The organism is Pseudarthrobacter sp. SORGH_AS 212 (genome assembly GCF_030818145.1).
Taxonomy (GTDB): domain Bacteria; phylum Actinomycetota; class Actinomycetes; order Actinomycetales; family Micrococcaceae; genus Arthrobacter.
In genome coordinates, this window is the sequence record NZ_JAUTAA010000001.1 from 314,511 (window position 1) to 335,595 (window position 21,085).

At 66.0% G+C, this 21,085-nt stretch carries 18 protein-coding genes and 1 pseudogene; 7 read left to right on the plus strand and 12 right to left on the minus strand.

The genetic code is table 11. The features are described 5' to 3' along the window. Positions 1-14: 14 nt before the first annotated feature. The 7 genes from cmk to QE394_RS01420 all read right to left on the minus strand — a co-directional run bounded on the left by cmk (position 15) and on the right by QE394_RS01420 (position 7,111). Positions 15-728 (minus strand): (d)CMP kinase, encoded by a 714-nt coding sequence (gene cmk, locus QE394_RS01390; RefSeq protein WP_056077629.1) that lies wholly within the window; start codon positions 726-728, stop codon positions 15-17. Next, positions 728-1,837: a prephenate dehydrogenase gene (locus QE394_RS01395; RefSeq protein ID WP_349033559.1), complete on the minus strand. Its 1,110-nt coding sequence runs from the start codon at positions 1,835-1,837 to the stop codon at positions 728-730. The genes cmk and QE394_RS01395 overlap by 1 nt, the downstream gene beginning before the upstream one ends. A gap of 3 nt (positions 1,838-1,840) precedes the next feature. Then, complete coding sequence (locus QE394_RS01400; protein WP_056077635.1) at positions 1,841-3,052, minus strand: pseudouridine synthase; 1,212 nt, start codon at positions 3,050-3,052, stop codon at positions 1,841-1,843. A 113-nt stretch (positions 3,053-3,165) separates the two neighbouring features. Then, entirely contained in the window at positions 3,166-3,831 is a 666-nt protein-coding gene (locus tag QE394_RS01405) for an SMC-Scp complex subunit ScpB (protein ID WP_349033560.1), read from the minus strand. Beyond that, positions 3,828-4,640 (minus strand): ScpA family protein, encoded by an 813-nt coding sequence (locus QE394_RS01410; RefSeq protein ID WP_349033561.1) that lies wholly within the window; start codon positions 4,638-4,640, stop codon positions 3,828-3,830. The genes QE394_RS01405 and QE394_RS01410 overlap by 4 nt, the downstream gene beginning before the upstream one ends. 7 nt (positions 4,641-4,647) lie before the next feature. Further along, positions 4,648-5,547, minus strand: a complete 900-nt coding sequence (locus QE394_RS01415; protein ID WP_056077645.1) for an AAA family ATPase — start codon at positions 5,545-5,547, stop codon at positions 4,648-4,650. 220 nt (positions 5,548-5,767) lie between these two features. After that, a complete protein-coding gene (locus QE394_RS01420) occupies positions 5,768-7,111 on the minus strand; it encodes a cation:dicarboxylase symporter family transporter (protein ID WP_349033562.1) in 1,344 nt (447 codons plus the stop codon). A gap of 181 nt (positions 7,112-7,292) precedes the next feature. Between QE394_RS01420 and QE394_RS01425 the strand changes: the two are divergent. Both QE394_RS01425 and QE394_RS01430 read left to right on the plus strand, forming a co-directional pair. Continuing rightward, positions 7,293-8,989 (plus strand): annotated as a pseudogene (locus QE394_RS01425) (ATP-binding protein). Between the two features lie 3 nt (positions 8,990-8,992). After that, positions 8,993-9,706 carry a response regulator gene (locus QE394_RS01430; protein WP_349033563.1) on the plus strand — a complete coding sequence of 238 codons (714 nt, stop codon included), beginning with the start codon at positions 8,993-8,995 and terminating at the stop codon, positions 9,704-9,706. An 11-nt stretch (positions 9,707-9,717) separates the two neighbouring features. Here the strand turns inward: QE394_RS01430 and QE394_RS01435 are convergent, their stop codons facing one another. Beyond that, positions 9,718-11,628, minus strand: a complete 1,911-nt coding sequence (locus QE394_RS01435; RefSeq protein ID WP_349033564.1) for an AMP-binding protein — start codon at positions 11,626-11,628, stop codon at positions 9,718-9,720. 174 nt (positions 11,629-11,802) lie between these two features. On the opposite strand from QE394_RS01435, the gene QE394_RS01440 reads away from it, so the two are divergent. The 4 genes from QE394_RS01440 to QE394_RS01455 are packed head-to-tail and all read left to right on the plus strand — an operon-like array spanning position 11,803 to position 16,055. Continuing rightward, the gene (locus QE394_RS01440; protein ID WP_349033565.1) at positions 11,803-12,462 is read left to right on the plus strand and encodes a GntR family transcriptional regulator; all 660 of its coding nucleotides are present in this window, start codon (positions 11,803-11,805) and stop codon (positions 12,460-12,462) included. After that, positions 12,455-13,975, plus strand: coding sequence for an MmgE/PrpD family protein (locus QE394_RS01445; RefSeq protein WP_056077660.1), 1,521 nt, complete (start codon positions 12,455-12,457; stop codon positions 13,973-13,975). Before QE394_RS01440 ends, QE394_RS01445 begins: the two co-directional genes overlap by 8 nt. Next, positions 13,975-14,880, plus strand: a complete 906-nt coding sequence (gene prpB / locus QE394_RS01450; RefSeq protein WP_056077663.1) for a methylisocitrate lyase — start codon at positions 13,975-13,977, stop codon at positions 14,878-14,880. The genes QE394_RS01445 and prpB overlap by 1 nt, the downstream gene beginning before the upstream one ends. Before the next feature lie 35 nt (positions 14,881-14,915). Then, positions 14,916-16,055, plus strand: coding sequence for a bifunctional 2-methylcitrate synthase/citrate synthase (locus QE394_RS01455; protein WP_349033566.1), 1,140 nt, complete (start codon positions 14,916-14,918; stop codon positions 16,053-16,055). A gap of 93 nt (positions 16,056-16,148) precedes the next feature. Here the strand turns inward: QE394_RS01455 and QE394_RS01460 are convergent, their stop codons facing one another. Next, positions 16,149-16,631 carry an 8-oxo-dGTP diphosphatase gene (locus QE394_RS01460; protein WP_261620808.1) on the minus strand — a complete coding sequence of 161 codons (483 nt, stop codon included), beginning with the start codon at positions 16,629-16,631 and terminating at the stop codon, positions 16,149-16,151. A gap of 91 nt (positions 16,632-16,722) precedes the next feature. On the opposite strand from QE394_RS01460, the gene QE394_RS01465 reads away from it, so the two are divergent. Next, positions 16,723-17,418 carry a hypothetical protein gene (locus QE394_RS01465; protein ID WP_349033567.1) on the plus strand — a complete coding sequence of 232 codons (696 nt, stop codon included), beginning with the start codon at positions 16,723-16,725 and terminating at the stop codon, positions 17,416-17,418. Between the two features lie 69 nt (positions 17,419-17,487). Here QE394_RS01465 and xerD read toward each other — a convergent pair whose 3' ends face one another. From xerD to QE394_RS01480, 3 genes are read right to left on the minus strand one after another with little or no spacing between them, the layout of a single operon-like run. Next, positions 17,488-18,588 (minus strand): site-specific tyrosine recombinase XerD, encoded by a 1,101-nt coding sequence (gene xerD, locus QE394_RS01470; protein ID WP_261620806.1) that lies wholly within the window; start codon positions 18,586-18,588, stop codon positions 17,488-17,490. Beyond that, positions 18,588-19,250 carry an NUDIX hydrolase gene (locus tag QE394_RS01475; RefSeq protein WP_349033568.1) on the minus strand — a complete coding sequence of 221 codons (663 nt, stop codon included), beginning with the start codon at positions 19,248-19,250 and terminating at the stop codon, positions 18,588-18,590. Before QE394_RS01475 ends, xerD begins: the two co-directional genes overlap by 1 nt. A 25-nt stretch (positions 19,251-19,275) precedes the next feature. After that, positions 19,276-21,039, minus strand: a complete 1,764-nt coding sequence (locus QE394_RS01480; protein ID WP_056077681.1) for a CTP synthase — start codon at positions 21,037-21,039, stop codon at positions 19,276-19,278. Between the last annotated feature and the right edge of the window lie 46 nt (positions 21,040-21,085).

The window sequence follows — 21,085 nt, forward strand, 5'->3', positions numbered from 1 at the left end:
CCCCGGTGGTGCCCTCAGTCACGGTTAAGGACCTTGGTGACAATCACCAGTGCGGCATCCACTGTCTGCTCAAAGTCCAGGTCCGAAGAGTCCAGCGTCACCACGCCGGACGCAGCCTGGGTGAAGTTCACCACCGCTGAGTCCTTGGCGTCGCGGTGTGTGACCTGGGCTGCCAGTTCCTCGGCGTTCTGCGTCCCGCCGAGCTGGAGTCCGCGCCGGCGCAGCCGTGCTTCCTCGCTGGCGGTCAGCAGCATGCGCACCTCAGCACCGGGGGCGACGACGGTGGTGATGTCCCGGCCCTCCACCACCATGCGGCGGTGGTGCTTTTCGATCAGGTCGCGCTGGCGGCGGATCAGTTCGGTCCGCGCACCCAATGTGGTGGCCACGGCGCTGACGGCTGAGGAAATGGCGGGCTCGCGGATGGCGTCAGTGACGTCCTTGCCGTCCACCCTGACGTATTCCTCGTTGGGGCTGGTGCTGACTTCCAGCACCAGGTCCCGCGAGGCCTGTTCCACGGCTGCGGCGTCCTCCAGGTCTATGCCGGTGGTGACGCAGTGCCAGGTGAGTGCACGGTACATGGCCCCGGTATCCAGGTAGGCAATCCGCAGCCTCCGGGCCACTTCCTTGCTGACGCTGGATTTGCCGGAACCGGAAGGGCCGTCGATGGCAACAACGAGCGGCCGGCCAATGCGCAGGGCGCGCACGGACTCGAGGAGTTCTTGTGTCATTACTGAAGTACCCGCCATCCGCGGTCGTTGAGGGCTTCGATCAGGTGGTCATGCTTATTGGGCAGCACGGATATTTCCACCATACCGACGTTCTGTCCGGAGGAATGGTCAAGCCGCAGGTCTTCCAGGTTCACGCCGATCTCGCCGATCTCGGTGAGCAGCCGCGCAATCTGGCCGGGCCGGTCGTCCACCAGCACGGTAAGCCAGGAATACGCCTGCGGCGGGCCGCCGTGCTTGCCGGGGATCCGGGCCTGGCCGGCATTGCCCTCGCTCATCAGCTGGGCAAGGTCCAGTCTCGCCCCCGGCGCGGCGGGGTTTTCCAGCGTTCCGATCAGGCGGTTCAGGTCTTCCCGGACACCGTAGAGGATGTCCACTACCTTGCCGGCGTTACCGCCCAAAATCTGCACCCACAGGGTGGGGTCGCTGGCGGCGATCCTGGTGACGTCCCGCAGCCCGTTCCCTGCGAGGGACAACGCATGCAGCGGTGTCCCCTGCAGCCGGCTGGCCAGCAGGGAGGACATCACCTGGGGCAGGTGCGAAACGAGCGCTACGGCTTCATCGTGCTCGTCAGGGCTGAACTGCGAGACGACGGCGCCCAGGTCCGTCGCGAGCGAACGGGCAATCTGCAGGGCAGCTGCGGAGGTTTCCTCCGAGGGGCACACCACCCACGGCATGGACGTGAACAGCTCACCGCGGGCCGCAACCGGTCCGGACTTTTCGCGTCCGGCCATTGGATGCGTTCCCACATAGCGGGACAGGTCCGTGCCGCTGCTCCGAAGGCCCGACAGGATGCCTGCCTTGACGCTGGCGATGTCCACCACCACGGCGTCCGGGTAATCGGACAGCGCGGCGGTGACCACGTCGGCCGTGACGTCCGGCGGCGCGGCCACCACTACCAGCTGCGGTGCGGCACCGGCCAGCTCCGCGAGGGGCCGGCCAGCGCCGATATCAACAGCCACCGCCTGGTTGGTGGGCGAAGGGTCGGACAGGAAGACGGGCACGCCGCGGCCCCGCAAGCCCAGGCCGATACTCGTCCCCAGCAATCCGGTGCCGATCACGACGACTGGCCCGTCCAGGTGCCCGCGGCCGTGGCTCTTGAACGCGGACATGCCTCAGAGTCCTACGGACGCCAGCAGGTGGCCGACTTCCTGCTTGCCGAGGTTGCGGATGCTGCCCTGGCGCTGGTCGCCCAAACCGATGGGCCCCACCTTGACGCGGACCAGCCGCTGCACGGGGAAGCCAACGGCATCGAACATGCGGCGGACGATGCGGTTCTTGCCCGAGTGCAGTACCACTTCGATCAGCACGTGCCCGGGAGTGGAGTCCACCAGGCGGAAGGAGTCCACGGCTGCCGGCCCGTCTTCGAGTTCCACACCGGCCTTCAGCTGCGCGCCGATTCCCTGCGGGAAGGGGCCGCGCACCTGGACCAGGTAGGTCTTGGGGACTTCGTAGGAAGGGTGGGTGAGGCGGTTGGCCAGCTCGCCGTCGTTCGTCAGGAGCAGCAGCCCCTCGGTGGCGACGTCAAGGCGGCCCACATGGAACAACCGCTCGCCGGTGTTCTTGTTGTTTTTGAGGAAGTCGCTGATGCACGGCCGGCCATCGGGATCTTCCATGGTGGACACGACACCCTTGGGCTTGTTGAACACCATGTAGACGAGGTTTTCGTCCAGCTGGATGCGCAGCCCGTCCACGTGGATGACCGCAGTGGTGGGATCGATGCGGACACCCAGCTCGGTCACTACCTGGCCGTCCACCTCAACCCGGCCCTCGGCGATCATCTCTTCGCAGACGCGCCGGGACGCGACTCCAGCGGAGGCCATCACCTTTTGCAGGCGCACGCCGTCGGCGTCGTGCAGCTCCGACTGGGGAACGTCGGTGCGGGGGCGCTTCTTGCGGCCCGGCTTCCGGACCGGCCCGAGGTTCTGCCCGAAGCGTTCGCTGCCGAAGGCGCGGGAGGCCGCCGCGCCGGGAGCACCCGTGCGGGGCTTGGGTTTCAGGGCACCCGGGGTTCCCGGCGCCTTCTTCGCGCCCGGCTTGCGGGCGGCAGGCTTGCGCGACGACGGCTTGTTGGTCCGCTCCGATGCGCCGGCTTGCTGGGAACCGGCCAAGTCCGGGTCGACGAACCGTTCTTCGCGCGGTTTGGGTGCGCGGTGCGGCCGGTCACTTCCGAAGCCCTGGCCCCGCTGGCCGCCGCCGCTGGAACCTCCGCTAAATCCTCCGCCGGCTGTCCCCCTGCGGGGAGTGTTGCCCTGCGGCTTGTTCCGGTCCGCGCCGCCGCGTCCCGAGCTGTTACGTGGTGAACCCTGGCGTCCCGCCTGTGTCATGACCCGTCCTCTGCTGTTTTTGGCCGGCAAAGCTGTCCACGGACAACCCTAGCCAGCCGGGCAGAATTTATCTGCCCTGGTGGATATTCATATGCATGCCGGATTTTCCGGACCTACATTCTGTCGGCGTCGTAGAACTCCGCGATGCCTTCCAGCCCCGGGAGGTGCGGGGAAAGCTGCGGAAGCCCGGCCACGGAACTGATTCCCATCCGTTCAAGGAAGTAGGAGGTGGTCCGGTAAAGGATGGCCCCGGACTCGGGATCCGTTCCCGCGTCCTCGATCAGCCCGCGCTGGGCAAGTGTCCGTACGACAGAGTCAACATTGACCCCGCGAATTGCAGACACCCGAGCCCGGGAAACGGGCTGGCGGTAAGCGATGACCGCCAGGGTTTCCAATGCCGCCTGCGTGAGCCTGGCAGTCTGCCCCTCGAGCACATACTTCCCGACGATGTCGGCGAAGTCCGGACGGGAGTAGATCCGCCAGCCACCGGCGATGTTCCGCAATTCAAAACCCCGGGGGCTGGAGCCAAAGCCAGCTGGACTGGCCTCCTCCTCATCCGGGGCGTTAACAGTATACCCGTTGTAATCGGCCTGAAGATCCGCCAGTAACTCCCGAACTTCACCCAGCGTCAGTTCCAATCCGGCCGCCAGTTCATCTTCGGTGGCCGGCTGGTCAATCACCATAAGCACGGCTTCAAGCGCGGCCTTGGCGCCACCGGGCAGGTCGCGGAGGCCTGATCCGGCACCGTCACGGCCCTCCGGGCTGTCAGCGGTGTTCACGGTTGTTCCTCATATTCTTCGCTCAGGTTTTCCGCCGACCATTCGCGCTCCCCTGCCGTCCAGTGGATGGCCAGGTCCGCGAGCGGTGACAGCTGGTCGAAGGCCACGGCCCTGTCCCGGTACAGCTCCAGGAGGGCCAGGAACCGTGCCACCACCACCAGCGTCGAGTCGGCGTCTGCGGTCAATGCCCTGAATGTCAGTGGTGATTCCTGCTGCAGGCGGATGCCCAGGATCTCCGCCTGTTCCTTAACGCTGACAGTGCCGCCATGCAGGTGCCCCAGCCCAACCTCGGTTGGCTTCGGCACCTTGGGCCGGAGGGCCGCGGCGGCGAGGGCGGCGAACTGCTCCGGGGTGTGCTTCCACACGAGTTCCGGAAGCATCGCGGCGAAATGCTCCTCGAGGGCCACCTGGCGGGGAAAGCGGCGGCCCTCCTGGTGGAGGGTACCGCCCAAAAGTCCCGCCACCTGCTTGAACGCCTTGTACTGCAGCAGGCGGGCAAACAAAAGGTCCCTGGCCTCCAGCAGGGCGATGTCTTCACCGCTCTCCACCTCGCCGGCGGGCAACAGCCTGGCCGCCTTCAGGTCCAGCAGTGTGGCTGCGATGACCAGGAACTCACTGGCCTCATCCAACGCCCAGTCCTCGCCAAGGTCCTGCAGCTTGCGGATGTACTTGATGAACTCATCGGTGACTGTTGCAATGGCAACTTCGGTGATGTCCAGCTGGTGCTTGGCAATCAGTCCGAGAAGGAGGTCGAACGGGCCGGTGAAGTTGGCCAGCCGCACCTCGAAGCCGGGCTTGGATTCGGCCACGGCGCGGCTAGGGTGCTCCGCCGCGCGAAATGAGCTCCTTGGCAAGGCGGCGGTAGGCGTCCGCTCCCACGTGGGTGCCGGCGTAGCTGGTGATCGGTTCAGCGGCCACCGTGGCGTCGGCGAACTTGATGGACCGCTTGATGACCGTTTCGAAAACCTTGTCCCCAAAAGCTTCCACCAGGCGGGTGATGACTTCCCGGCTGTGCAGGGTTCGTGCGTCATACATGGTGGCAAGCACGCCATCAACCTGAAGGCGGGGGTTGAGCCGGTCCTGGACTTTGTCGATGGTTTCGACCAGAAGCGCCACCGCACGCAGGGCGAAGAATTCGCAGATCAGCGGGATGATGACGCCGTGGGCGGCGGTGAGGGCGTTGACGGTCAGCAGGCCAAGGGACGGCTGGCAGTCGATGAGGACGACGTCGTAATCGTCTTCGACCTTCTTCAGCGCACGGTCCAGGACCTGTTCGCGGGCTACCTCGTTGACCAGCTGCACTTCGGCGGCGGAGAGGTCGATGTTGGCAGGCAGCAGATCGACGTTCTCCACGCCGGTGTGGTGGATGGCGTCGCGGATGTCCACCTTGCGGTCCATCAGGACGTTGTAGACCGTGAGGTCCAGTTCGTGGGGGTTGACGCCCAGGCCAGCCGACAGCGCACCCTGGGGGTCGAAGTCCACCAGCAGGACGCGCCGCCCGTATTCGGCGAGGGCCGCCGCCAGGTTGATCGTGGACGTGGTCTTACCGACTCCGCCTTTTTGGTTGACCATGGCGATCACGCGCGCGGGCCCGTGGGAGGGCAGCGGTGCGGGTTCGGGGAACTCACGCAATGGGCGACCCGTGGGGCCCATCACCGCGTTGTCGAGGTCGAATTCCGTGCCTTCCAGAGTTGCCGCACCCTGTTCGCTGCTCACGTATCTGTCCACACTTTCGATGACGGTGACTTGCTTGCCGCTGGATCCCCAGCGCCGTTCCTTCCCTCCAAGGCTACAGCCGCCGACACGGCATTCCGGGTAACTTGACTTTCTTCGAATGTTGAGCCTTGACCCTCTAGTTGAGGTCGAAGGTTGAGGCTTCCGATACGCGAAAGGGCCCCCGGAGCGTGCTCCGGGGGCCCTTTGACCGTATGGCGGGTTAGGCGCTGGCGGCAGCCTTGGCGCCTTCTTCCTTCGGCGCAAGTTCGCCGTGCCCGGCGATCATGGTCTGCTCGTCGAAGGGCAGCTCGCCGGAGAGGACCCGGCTGACCTGTCCGCCATCGATTTCCTTGACCCAGGTACCAATCAGGACGGTGGCGACGGCGTTGCCGGTGAAGTTGGTCAGGGCGCGGGCTTCGGACATGAAGCGGTCGATGCCGACGATCATGCCGACGCCGCCCAGGAGTTCAGGCTTGTGGGCCTGCAGGCCTGCTGCGAGCGTTGCCAGGCCGGCGCCGGTGACGCCGGCTGCACCCTTGGACGCGATGATCATGAAGATCAACAGGGAGATCTGGGCGCCCAGGTCCAGGGGGGTTCCCATGGCGTTGGCCACGAACAGCGAGGCCATGGTCAGGTAGATGGCCGTGCCGTCGAGGTTGAACGAGTAGCCGGTGGGGACGGTGACGCCGACAACCGGCTTGGAGACACCGAGGTGCTCCATTTTGGCGATCAGGCGGGGAAGCGCTGCTTCGGACGAAGACGTGGAGAAGATCAGCAGGTATTCGCGGCCCAGGTATTTCATCAGCTTGAAGATGTTGACGCCGGAGACCACCTGGAGGATGCCGCCGAGGATGACGACGATGAACAGTGCGCAGGTGATGTAGAACGCGAGCATCAGGGTGAACATGCTGACGATGGCCTGGAAGCCGGTGGCGCCAACCACTGCTGCGATGGCACCAAAGGCGCCGACGGGAGCCAGCCACATGATCATGATCAGGATCCGGAAGACGAGCGCCTGTCCGTGTCCGATGGCCTTGAGGATGGGAGCTCCCGAGGGGCCCATCTTTTGCAGTGCGAAGCCGACCAGGATGGCTGCGAGCAGGGTGGGCAGCACGGGGATGTCGCTGGGAATGATGCCGAGCAGGAAGTCCACGGTGCTGTCAGTGGCGGCCTTCTTGTTGGGATCGTACGGCGTGAGCTTGAGCCCCTCGCCGGGGTGGATCAGGTTGCCCACCACGAGGCCGATGGCCAGGGCGAAGGTGGACATCACTATGAAGTAGCCCAGCGCCAGGCCGCCCACCTTGCCCACCGTTGCGGCTTTGGCGATGGAGCCGATGCCCAGGACGATGGTGCAGAAGATCACCGGGGCGATCATCATCTTGATCAGCTTGATGAACCCGTCGCCGAGGGGCTTGAGGGATTTGCCGACTTCCGGGAACAGCAGGCCCACCAGGGCGCCCAGGATGACGGCGGCAATAACGGCGATGTAGAGGTAATGCGACTTGTCGAGGCCTTTGCGCCGCGGCGCCGCGGTGTCCAGGGACTCTCCCCGTTGAGAAGCCATGATGTGTCTCCTTTGGATAATCTGATAGACGCTGCGGCACAGTCACTGGGCTCACACGTCCTGCGGTGTGATATCCATCATTGGCCACACAGTGATCCAGCTCACCGTTGCGTTCATATTGGTCGCGGCGCAGGTGCTGGGTAGCCCAGCCAGGCGCCCGGAGACGGAGGGAAAGGTACTGATGATCCACCGCTGGAGTATCGCCCGCCGGCTCTTCGTGGCGAACCTGTTGATTGTGGTGTCCTTCATTGCCGTGGTGGGAACGGCGGCCTACGTCGACGCCCGGGACCGGACGTACAGCGAAGCGGGCCTGCGGATGACCGGCATCGCCACCTCGATCGCGTCCAACCCGCTGGTGCTGCAGGCCGCCGGGACCCGTCGTCGGTCCTGCAGCCCTATGCCCTCGACGTCATGGAGGAAGCCCACGTCGATTTCATTACCATCATGGCCCCGGACCGGACCCGCTGGACCCACCCGAGGAACGAGGAGCTGGGCAAGCCCTACATCGGATCCATCGATGCGGCACTGCGGGGCGAGACGTTCACCGAGGTGACCTCCGGCACGCTGGGACCGTCCGTGCGCACCATCGTTCCCGTGAAGGACGACGCCGGCACGGTCCGTGCCCTTGTAGCCGCCGGGGTGACGGTGGGCACCGTCGACGTCGCCTTCGCGGCGCGCCTTCCGGCCCTTGCCGCCATCGGACTCGCGTTGCTGTTGGGTGGCTCGCTGGCCTCGTGGCTTCTGGGCAGGTACCTCCGGCGGGTCACCCGCGGCTGGGGTCCAGAGCAGCTCTCCCAACTGTTCGCCTACTACGAATCCGTACTGCATTCTGTCCGCGAGGGCCTGATCCTGATCGACACCCGGGGGCGGGTGGTGATGTACAACGACCAGGCCGCAGAGCTGCTCGGCCTTGACCAGACCGGCAGTAGCGACCCCACCCGGCCGCCGAAGCTGTCAGACCTTCCACTCGACGAGGGACTCCGGGGTCTTTTCGAGTCCGGGCGCCCGGCCAAGGACGAGATTGTCCTGACCGGATCACGCGTCCTGGTGGTGAACCAGGGCCCGGCCAAGGGGCCGGAGCCCTTTGGACCCCGGGGCAGAACACCCGTTTACGGTACGGTGGCCACCCTCCGCGACCGGACGGAGATCGAGGCGCTGGGCAATGAGCTGGAAACCATGCGCACCCTGTCCGACGCCCTGCGGGCACAAACCCATGAGCATGCCAACAGGCTGCACACGATGGTGTCGCTGCTGGAGCTGGGACGGACCCAGGAAGCACTGGATTTCGCCACGAAGGACCTGGAGTTGAGCCAGCAACTGACCGATGACATGGTCAGCTCGGTGGACGAACCCGTCCTTGGGGCGTTGGTGATGGGGAAGGCGGCTGAAGCGCACGAACGCGGAGTGCACCTTGAAGTCACCGCGCTCGGTTCGGGCACGTCAGCGGGAATCGCAGTTCAGGACCTGGTCACGGTCCTCGGCAACCTGTTGGACAACGCCATCGACGCCGCCGCCGACGCTCCCCCGCCGCGCCGGGTGGAGCTGACGGTAGAGTCGGACGAGGAGGGGCTGGACATCGCTGTCCACGACTCAGGAGCCGGCATCGACCCGGAGTCTGCAGAGAACATGTTCCGTCACGGCTTCAGCACCAAGCCCGCCGGCCCCGGCGGCCGCGGCATAGGCTTGGCTTTGGTCCGCCAGGCTGTGCAGCGCCTGGGCGGCTCACTGGTCATCAACGGGCGCCGGGGTGCCAAATTCGAGGTGTTCCTGCCGGCGGTGGCGGCGCCGGAGGCGGCGGCGCCGGAGAATTCGCCCGGCTCCCGGAACGGGGACACCGGAACTGCTGCCGGGACAGACCATGCCGGAAAGGGAGCATAAAGCGTGACTAATATTCGCGTCCTCGTCGTTGAGGACGAAGCCATCGCCTCGGCCGCCCACGCGGCCTACGTTGGACGGCTGCCGGGTTTTGAGCTGGCAGGCACCGCGCCCGACGGTCAATCGGCGCTGCGGCTGCTGGGCGATTTCGCTGCCTCCGGCAATCCCGTGGAACTCGTCCTGCTGGACATGAACCTCCCGGACCTGCACGGGCTGGACATTGCACGGCGCATGCGGGCCGCCGGCCTGCTCGCTGACATCATCGCCATCACCGCCGTCCGGGAGCTCGCCGTCGTGCGCAGCGCCGTAGCCATTGGCGTGGTGCAGTACCTCATCAAGCCGTTCACCTTCGCCACGTTCTCGGACAAACTTGAGAGTTACCGCCAGTTCCGGCAGCAACTGGCGGACGGTACGGGGGTGGCGGGAAAGTCCGGAGCCTCCCAGAGCGAAGTGGACCAGGCCTTCGCAAGCCTGCGGGCGCCGTCCGAACTTCCCCTCCCCAAGGGGCTGTCCACCTCCACGCTGGACTCCGTCAAGGAGTTCCTCAAGGCGCAGCAGAACGCCGTCTCCGCCACCGAGGTCATGGATGCACTGGGGATGTCCCGCGTCACGGCGCGCCGCTATCTTGAGTACCTGGCGGATGCCGGAACGGTACAGCGGACGGCCAGGTACGGGACGCCTGGGCGTCCGGAGAACGAGTACCGCTGGAGCGGACGCTAAGAAGGTCCAGGTCAGGACTGCAGTGGTCCTGGGCCAGGGGTTTCCGGCCGCAGTGTTCCGATGAGGTGCTCGATCACCCCAACGTCCTCGATGGTGGACGGCACGGTATATTCCACGCCGTCGGCAATCTGCCGCATCGTCTTGCGGAGGATCTTCCCTGACCGCGTCTTGGGCAGCGCGTCCACCACCGTGACGTGCTTGAAGTCCGCAACAGCACCGATGTCGCGCCGGACCATGGCCACCAGTTCGGCGGCCAAGACGTCGTCCTGCACGTCGACGCCGGATTTGAGGACCACATACCCGCTGGGGCGCTGGCCCTTGAGCGGATCAGCAAGGCCGATGACGGCGCATTCAGCCACGGCGGGGTGCTGGCCGATCACCTGCTCCATCGCTCCGGTGGAGAGGCGGTGGCCGGCAACGTTGATGATGTCATCCGTCCGCCCCATGACGAAGACGTACCCGTCACCGTCACGGAAGCCGGAGTCTCCAGTGGCGTAACACCCCTCGAAGGCCTGCAGGTACGACGAGACAAAGCGTTCGTCATTTCCCCAAAGGGTGGTAAGCGTCCCGGGCGGCAGCGGCAGCCCCAGCACGATGTTCCCTTCAACGTCCGGCTCCACTTCCCCGCCCAGTCCATCAACGATGGCCAGCCGGAACCCGGGCATGGGGACGCTGGGAGAACCGGCTTTGATGGGCAGTTCCTCCAGCCCGCGGGGGTTGGCGCAGATGGCCCATCCTGTTTCCGTTTGCCACCAGTGGTCCACCACCGGAACCCCCAGGGACCGGGAAGCCCAATGAAAGGTATCGGTGTCCAGCCGCTCCCCCGCCGTGAACAGGGTCCGCAGGCTGGAAATGTCGTAGTCCCGCAGCAGTGCTGCCTCCGGGTCTGCCTTCCTGATGGCACGCAACGCCGTAGGGGCGGTGAAGAGGACGTTGACCCGATGGTCGCGGATCACCCGCCAGAAGGCTCCGGCATCAGGGGTTCCCACAGGCTTTCCCTCGTACAGCACGCTGGTGGCCCCTGCCAGCAGCGGTCCGTAGACAATGTAGGAGTGCCCCACCACCCAGCCAACGTCCGACGCGGTCCACATGATGTCGCCCGGGCCGGCGCCGTAGATGTTCCGGAGCGTCCAGTCCAGCGCGACGGCGTGCCCGCCGTTATCGCGCACCACGCCCTTGGGCGTCCCGGTAGTACCCGAGGTGTACAGGATGTAGAGGGGATCGGTGGCTGCCACGTCAACCGGCGCAGCCGGCCAGGCACCGGCTGCCTCAGCGTCCCAGTCCAGCCATCCGTAGTCAGCGGCTGACGCGGCGAAGCCCTCCCTGGCTTTGGTGATCACGGGAAGGCCGGGCACGCCGGCCAGGGCGAGAGCCTCAGCCACGGCGGGCAGGTACTCGATCCTGCGCGTCGGTTCCAGTCCGCCGGAAGCCGTTACCACCAGCACCGGTTGGGCGTCACGGATCCGGGCCGCGAGTTCCTTGGGCGCGAATCCGCCAAAGACCACAGAGTGGACGGCGCCGAGCCGGGCGGAGGCAAGCATGGCAATGACGGCCTCCGGAATCATTGGCATGTAGATCACCACCCGGTCGCCCTTGCCGACGCCCTGGTCCCGCAGGACGCCGGCAAAGTCCGCCACGAGCCCGGTCAGCTCCGCATAGGTGAAGCGGCGTTGGGTGCCGAGCATTGCCGAATCGTAGATCAGGGCGTCCTGGCTCCCCCGGCCGGCCTCCACATGGCGGTCCAGGGCGTTGTACGAGGTGTTCAGGATGCCGTCCGGGAACCAGCCGTACAGCGGTGCCCGGCTTGCGTCCAGTGCAATCCGGGGCGGTGTGGACCAGCCCACCCTTGCCGCGGCACCTAGCCAGAATGCGGCTGGGTCGGCAAGGCTCTTTTCGTATGTTTCCCGATAGCTGTCAACCATGAAAGTGCATCCCGTCCACGACATTGTGTAGCGGCAATGCTAGCCAAGGGACAGTCTTCAGACAAGGGTTATGTATACAGAAATTACCTCGTTGTACCCCTAATCTCGAAGATTGCTGGAAAATTTGGCAGTTCTGTATACACTGAAGGAGTTCAGTCACCGAAGGAGTTACCGATGCGCGCCAGCGACAGGGCCTACGCCGCCCTCCGGGACGACATCACGGAATGGCGGCTGCTTCCCGGCACGGTCCTGGGCGAAGTCGAGCAGTCCGAACGCCTCGGCGTCTCGCGCACACCGCTGCGGGAAGCGCTGGGCCGGCTTACCGCGGAAGGGCTGACGACGACGGCAGGCGGCCGCGGCGTCGTCGTCACCGACGTTTCGCTCGACGACATCGACGAACTGTTCGAACTCCGCGAAACGCTGGAATGCAAGGCTGCCGCGTTGGCGGCAGAGCGTGGAGATGCTGCCGTCTTCCTCCAACTGCAGAAGGAACTCCTTGAGGCGCCGGGACTCATTGACGGCAGCGACCCGGGGCGGCACGCGTATTACGGCCTGGCCGGGCGCCTCGACGCCGCCATCGATAATGCGGTGGCCAATGCCTACCTCATCCAGGCCATGCGGGCTCTTAGGGTGCATCTGGTCCGGGTCCGCCGGCTTGCTGCCGACGACGCGGAGCGGCTCACCGCTGCGGCAGCTGAACATGCTGCCATCGCGGAAGCTATTGCTTCCCACAACCCCCGCCTGGCTGAAGCAGCCACCACACTCCATCTCCACCGCAGCCTGACGCACGTCAAAAATACGCACACACCTCATCACAGGGAGAACCATGGTTAAGCAACACCACGTCCGCGTCTACAGGAGCGAAGAGAACCTGGCCCGGGAAGAGCAACTGGCCCACAAGATCGCCGCCGTGGCCGCCGATCCCGTGGAGGTGGTGCCGGAAGTGACCGAAATGGTCATCAACCGCATCATCGATAACGCTTCCGTGGCCATCGCATCGCTGAACCGGGCGCCGATCGTCGCCGCCCGCGCGCAAGCCCTCACCCATGCGCCAAGCACCGGCGGCAAGGGTGCCAAGGTGTTTGGCATCGGCGAGCGCGTCTCCCCCGAGTGGGCTGCCTGGGCCAATGGCGTGGCCGTCCGCGAACTCGACTACCACGACACGTTCCTGGCCGCGGACTACTCCCACCCCGGTGACAACATACCGCCCATCCTGGCCGTCGCGCAGCACACGGGTTCCAGCGGAGCCGACCTGATCCGCGGCATCGCCACCGGCTACGAGATCCAGGTGAACCTGGTGAAGGCAATTTGCCTGCACAAGCACAAGATCGACCATGTGGCCCACCTCGGCCCCTCGGCAGCGGCCGGCATCGGCACCCTGCTGGGCCTCGACGTCGAAACCATCTTCCAGTCAGTAGGCCAGGCACTGCACACCACCACCGCCACCCGCCAATCCCGCAAGGGCGAGATTTCCACGTGGAAAGCCCATGCACCCGCATTCGCCGGGAAAATGGCAGTCGAGGCGGCAGACCGTGCCATGCGCGGACAGACCTCCCCGGTGCCGATCTACGAAGGCGAAGACGGCGTGATCGCGTGGATGCTGGACGGGCCGGACGCCTCCTACGAAGTTCCCCTCCCCACTCCGGGTGAGGCCAAGCGCGCCATCCTGGATACCTACACCAAGGAGCACTCGGCTGAGTACCAGGCGCAGGCCTGGATCGACCTGGCCCGCAAGCTGCACCGCGAACACCCCGAGGTCACCGATCCCGCCAACGTGGCGTCGGTCCTGATCAGGACCAGCCACCACACGCACTACGTGATCGGCTCCGGCGCCAACGACCCCCAGAAGTACAGCCCCACCGCCAGTCGGGAAACCCTTGACCACTCCATCCCCTACATCTTCACGGTGGCGCTCCAGGACGGTTCCTGGCACCATGTGGACTCCTACGCCCCGGAACGCGCTGCCCGGCCGGACACCGTGGAACTGTGGCAGAAGGTCACCACTGAGGAAGACCCGGAGTGGACCCGCCGCTACCACTCCCTGGACATCAGCGAGAAAGCCTTCGGCGGGTCCGTGGAGATCACGCTCACGGACGGCACCGTCATCACCGACCAGATTGCCGTAGCCGACGCCCACCCGCTGGGTGCACGGCCGTTCGCCCGCGAGCAGTACGTCAACAAGTTCCGCACCCTCGCGGCCGGGCTCGTGGAGCAGGCCGAGATCGAAAGGTTCCTCGCCGCCGTCGAACGCCTCCCGGAACTCGCCCCGGGCGAACTGGACCAGCTGAACATCACTGCCGCCCCCGGCGTCATCGACCTCGGCGCGGCACCGAAGGGACTGTTCTGATGCTGTATTCGAAGACCACCCCGGAACAGAAGCGGGCCGCACTGCGTGGGATGCTCGCCTCCGGCACCATCCAGCAGTTCCCGGGAGCGTTCAACCCCCTGTCGGCACGGCTGATTGAGGAGAAGGGCTTCGCGGGCGTCTACATCTCCGGCGCCGTCCTCGCCAACGACCTTGGCCTGCCCGACATCGGGCTTACCACCCTCACTGAAGTGGCCACCCGCGCGGGGCAGATTGCCCGCATGACCGACCTGCCCGCCATCGTGGATGCTGACACCGGCTTCGGCGAACCCATGAACGTCGCCCGCAGCATCCAGGAACTCGAAAACGCCGGCCTGGCCGGCTGCCACATCGAAGACCAGTTCAACCCCAAAAGGTGCGGCCACCTGGACGGCAAGAACGTGGTGGACCTGGACACCGCCGCGAAACGCATCCGGGCCGCCGCCGACGCCCGGCGCGACCCCAACTTCCTCATCATGGCCCGTACCGACATCCGTGCTGTGGAAGGGCTCGAAGCTGCCCAGGACCGCGCCCGCGCACTGGTGGAGGCCGGTGCCGACGCCATTTTCCCGGAGGCCATGAAGGACCTGTCCGAGTTCCAGGCCATCCGGGACGCGGTGGATGTGCCGATCCTCGCCAACATGACCGAGTTCGGCAAGAGCGACCTGTTTACGGTGGAACAGCTGCAGTCGGTGGGCGTGAACATGGTGATCTACCCGGTCACCCTGCTGCGCATTGCCATGGGAGCTGCAGAGCGTACGCTGGAAACGATCAAGGCAACAGGATCACAGGAAGCACAGGTGGAGAACATGCTCACCCGTGCGCGTCTCTATGACCTCGTGGACTACGAGGCGTACAACCGCTTCGATACCGGCGTTTTCAACTTCCAGATTCCCGGCGTCCGGTAGGACCCGGGATCCCCGCAAGAACGAAGGAGTTCAACATGGCAGCTGCTGATATCAAAAAGGGCCTTGCCGGCGTCGTGGTGGACTACACCGCGGTCTCCAAGGTCAACCCGGACACGAACTCCCTGCTGTACCGCGGCTACCCCGTCCAGGAACTGGCCGCCAGGTGCAGCTTCGAGGAAGTCGCCTACCTGCTGTGGAACGGTGAACTGCCTGACGAAGGACAGCTGGCGGAGTTCACGGCAAGGGAGCGCGCCGGGCGCGCGCTTGACCCGGTGGTCAAGCAGGTCATCGACGCTTTGCCGGCCACGTCCCACCCGATGGATGTCTGCAGGACAGCGACCTCCGTGATGGGCGCCCGCCACCGGCTGGCCGAGGACTCGTCGCGCGAGGCCAACATGGCCAAAGCCGTGGACCTGTTCGCCGCCATGCCGGCTGTAGTGGCGTACGACCAGCGCCGCCGCCACGGCCTGGACCTCGTGGAACCGCGTGAGGAACTGGGCTATTCGGCGAATTTCCTGTGGATGACCTTCGGCGAGGAACAGGTGCCCGAGGTAGTGGAGGCCTTCAACGTCTCGATGATTCTCTACGCCGAGCACTCCTTCAACGCCTCAACCTTCACTGCACGCGTCATCACCTCTACGCTGTCCGATCTGCACTCCGCGGTCACAGGAGCCATTGGAGCCCTGAAGGGACCGCTGCACGGCGGGGCCAACGAGGCCGTGATGCACACCTTCGACGAGATCGGCATTCGGCAGGAGGAGTCCCTCGAAGAGGCGGCAGCCCGGGCGAAGGCCTGGATGGAGGATGCCCTGGCGAAAAAGAAGAAAGTCATGGGCTTTGGCCACCGCGTCTACAAACACGGCGACTCCCGGGTGCCCACCATGAAGGCCGCCCTGGACAAGATGATTGCCCACTACGGCCGCCCCGAACTGCTGGGACTGTACAACGGCCTGGAAACGGCAATGGATGAGGCCAAGTCCATCAAGCCGAACCTCGACTATCCGGCCGGGCCCACCTACCACCTGATGGGCTTCGATACCGCCACCTTCACGCCCCTCTTCGTGGCCAGCCGCATCACCGGCTGGACAGCACACATCATGGAGCAGCTGGACTCCAACTCGCTGATCCGTCCGCTGAGTGAGTACAACGGCGCCGAGGAGCGGCACCTGCCCTAGCCCTTCGGCAGGATGTACGACGGCGGTGCGGCACCCGGGTGCCGCACCGCCGTCGGCCGTTAAGCCTTCGGAAGGTTTGGTAGGGCCTGCAGCTTAGGGAAGTACACTGCGGGAGGACGCGACGGATTCGTTGTCGGCGTCCATGGTGACCACGACATTGACCGTACCGCCTTCCAGCACCACGGGCAGCCAGTGGTCAGCGTCCTGCCACATCCGGTCCACCGGCAGGGTATCCACCCGGAACCACTCGGGCAGGATCTCGTCGCTGGGCTGCGGGTCACCGGTCCAGGTGCGTGCCGTGAAAAGGGTGGTCTTCATGTCCCACTCCGGCCTGGCGGGAAACACGAAGTGCACGGCTCCCGCATCCGCGAGGTCCCGCTGCTGCAGCACCACCCCCGTTTCCTCCCGGACTTCCCGGATAACGGCCTGGACGCTGGTCTCCCCCGCCTCGACGTGCCCGCCGATGCCCACGATCTTGCCCCTGCCGAAGCCGGTCTGTTTCAGGCCCAGGAGCACATGCGGGCCGTCGGCACCGTCGCGGAGCAGGAAGCAGAGGGTCACATCGGCTGCGGTCATTTTCCCAGCCTAGCGGGGCTCTCCGGGCGGCCAGCCCGCGGCACGTGGACTGCCGCCGCATGGCGGCCGGCGCGTTGCTACAGTGAGGCCCATGAGCATGGCCGGAGAGGAACATCCCGCCCGCAAGGCCCCCGCCCTGCACGGCGGCGGTGTCCGGTTGCCCGATTGGCTGGTCCGGAATCCGCTGCACGTCGGATGGCTGTGGACCGGTTCGTGGGCGCTGCTGATCGTTGCCGACGAACTCGTGGACCTTGCAGGCTGGACCTGGTACGTCTTCGTGGGGATGGCGGCCCTTCCCACCCTGGGCTGCACGGTGGCGGTACTGAACGCAACCCCGCGCCGTTACCTCCGTCCGGCCAAGGAGTCCGTGCTCTCGCACTTCTTTGTCCGGTTCCTGGCACTGACGGCCGCGTTCCTGGTGTGGGGCGTCTCGGTGGTGGCCAGCGCATCGATTTCCACCACCGTGCAGGCGCTGGCCGGGGACTCGGAGCGCGCCGTCACGTCCCTGGGCCTCAACCTCCTGGTAGCTGCTGTCCCGCTGGTGGTCACCATCCTGTGGATGGCCCTGATCATCCGGTGCGCCTGGTTCCTACGCCGCCTCCGGGGCTGGCGCCAGGCGCCCGAAGGCATGCGGCTTCCCAAGAAGTTCCTGCGGGGATCCCCCCGTGCCAGGCGGGTGGTGGTGGGCCTCGCCCACCCGGGCCTGCTCCTGGTAGCCGGCCTGGGCACCTCCATCCTGGCCCTGTTCCTGGGCGCCGTGGAGCTCACGCTCAACGTGATGGAATGAATCGGTCCCGGACAGTTTCCGCCGGGCTCGGGCCCGCTCCGCACCGGGTCAGTCAGTGCGGCGGGTCCATCAGCCCAGGGCCCTGGGATGCGCGGCTGCGTAAACCTCGCGGAGCGTATCGGCCGTCACCAGCGTGTACACCTGGGTGGTGGTCACCGAGGCGTGGCCAAGGAGCTCCTGGACCACCCGCACGTCCGCGCCGCCTTCGAGGAGGTGGGTGGCGAAGGAGTGCCTGAGCGTGTGCGGGGAAACGTCGCGGGTGATGTTGGCCTTTTCGGCTGCCACCTTCAGGATGGTCCAGGCGCTCTGGCGGCTGATCCTGCCGCCGCGGGCGTTGAGGAACAGCGCCGGCGTCCCCTTGCCCTTGGCGGCCAGCAGCGGCCGGCCGCGCACGAGGTACGCTTCCAATGCCCTGGCGCCGTACGATCCCAGGGGCACCAGCCGCTCCTTGGAGCCCTTTCCGAAAAGGCGGACGATGGCCGGTCCCTGTTCCTTGTTTCCGGCTGCCAGTGAAATATCGTCAACGTCCAGCCCCACGGCTTCGCTGATCCTTGCACCCGTGGAGTAGAGGAATTCCAGCAGTGCCCGGTCCCGCAGGCCCGTGGCCGTGTCGGTTCCTGCCGCCTCCAGGATCCTGGTGACCTCGTCCACGGTGATGGCCTTGGGCAGCCGCTTGCCGGCCATGGGCGGGTGGACTTCGCTGGCCGGGTCCGACGCCGTATGCCCTTCCAGGGCCCAGAACTTATGCAGGCCCCGGACAGCCACCACGGTCCTGGCGGCGGACCGCACTCCGAGCGCCGAACCGCCGTCGGACCCGTCAGAGAGGGCGCGCACGAAACCCGTCACGTGCTGCCGGGTGATGTCCGTGGGCTGCTGGCACCCGGCGCCGGCCAGGTATCGGGAGTAGCGGGCAAGGTCCCTGCGGTAGGCAGCGAGGGTGTTGGCAGCCAGGCCACGTTCAACGCCCATGTGCTGCAGGTAGTCCGTGACCCCACGGTCGATCCTCGTGGGTGCGGCGGCAGCTTTCCCAGGTTCCGCTGCACGAGCCGCTTCGACGGCTGGTGCTGTTTGGAACTGAGGTGCTTCGGGTCCTGGTGCTTTGGACTCCGGCGCTGTGGTCACCGTGGTTTCCGCCGGCGGTGCCATCCCGGCGGACGGACCCGGCCCCATCAGCGCTGGCTGGGGTGGGCGGGCCAGGGTGCGTCGGCGGGGCGGATCCCGGCATACCCGTCGGCCCGGGCGGCCGCTGCTGCGAGGATCCCGACGACGGCCGACGGGTTGTGCAGCCGGCCGGCCAGGACGGACGCCACGGCCTCGTCCAAGCTGATCCAATGGAATTCGATCTCGGCTTCCTCGTCCGTCCGCTCGTGCCGATCGGCATGCGGTACTTCGGTGAGGTCCCGGGCCAGGTAGATGCGGATGGCTTCGCTGGAAGATCCGGGTGAGTTGAATACGTCTGCCAGGACGTTCCAGGTAGCAGCGGCGAGGTCCGCTTCCTCGGCGAGCTCACGGGCGGCGCCCACCACAAAGTCTTCGCCTTCAACGTCCAGCAGGCCTGCCGGGACTTCCCACAGGTCCATTCCCACGGGGTGCCGGTACTGCTTCAGCAGCAGGATTTCGCCCTGTGCGTTCATGGGCAGGACAGCGACGGCACCGGGGTGGTCGATGTAGTCGCGGGTGAGGGCGTCACCGGTGTCCTGGAGCTGGAAGGTGTCGCTGACGACGTCCCAGATCCGGCCCTCGTAAACCTTCTCAGACGACAAAAGACGGCGTGGGCTCGGTGCATCCGAAACCTGCCTGGCTGCAGGGGTGGTTTCAGGTGTACCGGGCATCACGCCGTCCTTTGTTCTGTTGGCTCTACTTAGCCGCTACCGTACCGGACTCCGGAGCACCGGCAGTCACGGCTGCGGCCGTGTCGGCGTTGCCGCCCTGGTGGTCCAGGGCCGCCCTGACCAGTCCGGCGAACAGCGGATGCGGGCGGGTGGGGCGCGAACTCAGTTCCGGGTGCGCCTGGGTGGCCACGTAGTACGGGTGGACCTCGGCCGGAAGTTCGACGAACTCCACGAGCTTGCCGTCCGGGGACGTACCGGAGAAGACCAGTCCCTCGGCGGCGATCTGGTCGCGGTATTTGTTGTTGACCTCGTAGCGGTGGCGGTGGCGTTCGCTGACGGTGGTCTTGCCGTAGGTTCCGGCAATGACCGAGCCTTCATCGAGCTTGGCCTCATACAGGCCCAGGCGCATGGTGCCGCCCAGGTCACCGCCGCCCTCGACGAACTCCAGCTGCTCTTCCATGGTGGCGATGACCGGGTACTTGGAGTCCGGCTCAAACTCGCTGGAGGATGCACCTTCCAGGCCGACGACGTTGCGGGCGTACTCGATGACCATGCACTGCAGGCCGAGGCACAGGCCGAGCACCGGGAGCTTGGTCTCGCGGGCGAACTTCAGGGCGCCCAGCTTGCCTTCGAGGCCGCGGATCCCGAAGCCGCCCGGGACGCAGATGGCGTCGACGCCGTCGAGTGCCTTGACCGCGCCCTCACGGGTTTCGCATTCGTCCGAGGGGACCCAACGGATCTTGACCTTGGTTTCGTTGGCAAAGCCGCCGGCGCGCAGGGCTTCGGTGACCGACAGGTAGGCGTCCGGCAGGTCGATGTACTTGCCCACGAGGGCGATCTCGACGTGGTGCCGCGGGTTGTGCACGGCTTCGAGCAGACGGTCCCAGCTGGTCCAGTCCACATCCTTGAACGGCAGGTCCAGGGCACGGACGATGTAGGAGTCCAGGCCTTGGGTGTGCAGGGTCTTGGGGATGTCGTAGATGCTGGGGGCATCCGGGCAGCCGATGACGGCTTCGAGGTCAACGTCGCACATCCGGCCGATCTTGGCGCGCATGGCTTCGGGAATTTCGCGGTCCGACCGGATCACGATGGCTTCGGGCTGGATACCGATGGAACGCAGTGCCGCCACGGAGTGCTGCGTGGGCTTGGTCTTCAGTTCCTGGGACGGTCCGATGTACGGGACCAGGGACACGTGGACGAAGAAGACATTGCCGCGGCCCACGTCCTGGCGGACCTGGCGGGCCGATTCGAGGAACGGCTGGGATTCGATATCGCCAACGGTGCCGCCGATTTCGGTGATGATGACGTCCGGAGCGTTCTTGCCCTCGGCAGGCAGGCGCATCCGCCGCTTGATTTCGTCAGTGATGTGCGGAATGACCTGGACGGTGTCGCCGAGGTACTCGCCGCGGCGCTCCTTGGCGATGACCGTTGAGTACACCTGTCCGGTGGTGACGTTCGCCGAACCCTCGAGGTTCTCGTCGAGGAACCGCTCGTAGTGCCCGATGTCCAGGTCCGTCTCGGCGCCGTCGTCGGTGACGAAGACCTCGCCGTGCTGGAAGGGGTTCATCGTGCCCGGATCCACATTCAGATAGGGATCGAGCTTCTGCATTGTCACAGACAGGCCGCGCGCCCGCAGCAGGTGGCCGAGGCTCGATGCCGTCAGCCCCTTACCCAGCGAGGACGCCACACCACCGGTCACGAAGATGTGCTTGGTCGTCTTGGATGAGCCCGGGAACCGGGAATTTACACGGGAATTTGATCGCTGCACCACGGAATTCGAGCCTATCATCAATTGAGCCTTCCACGGATCGTCCGGACTGTTCCCCAAATGCTCC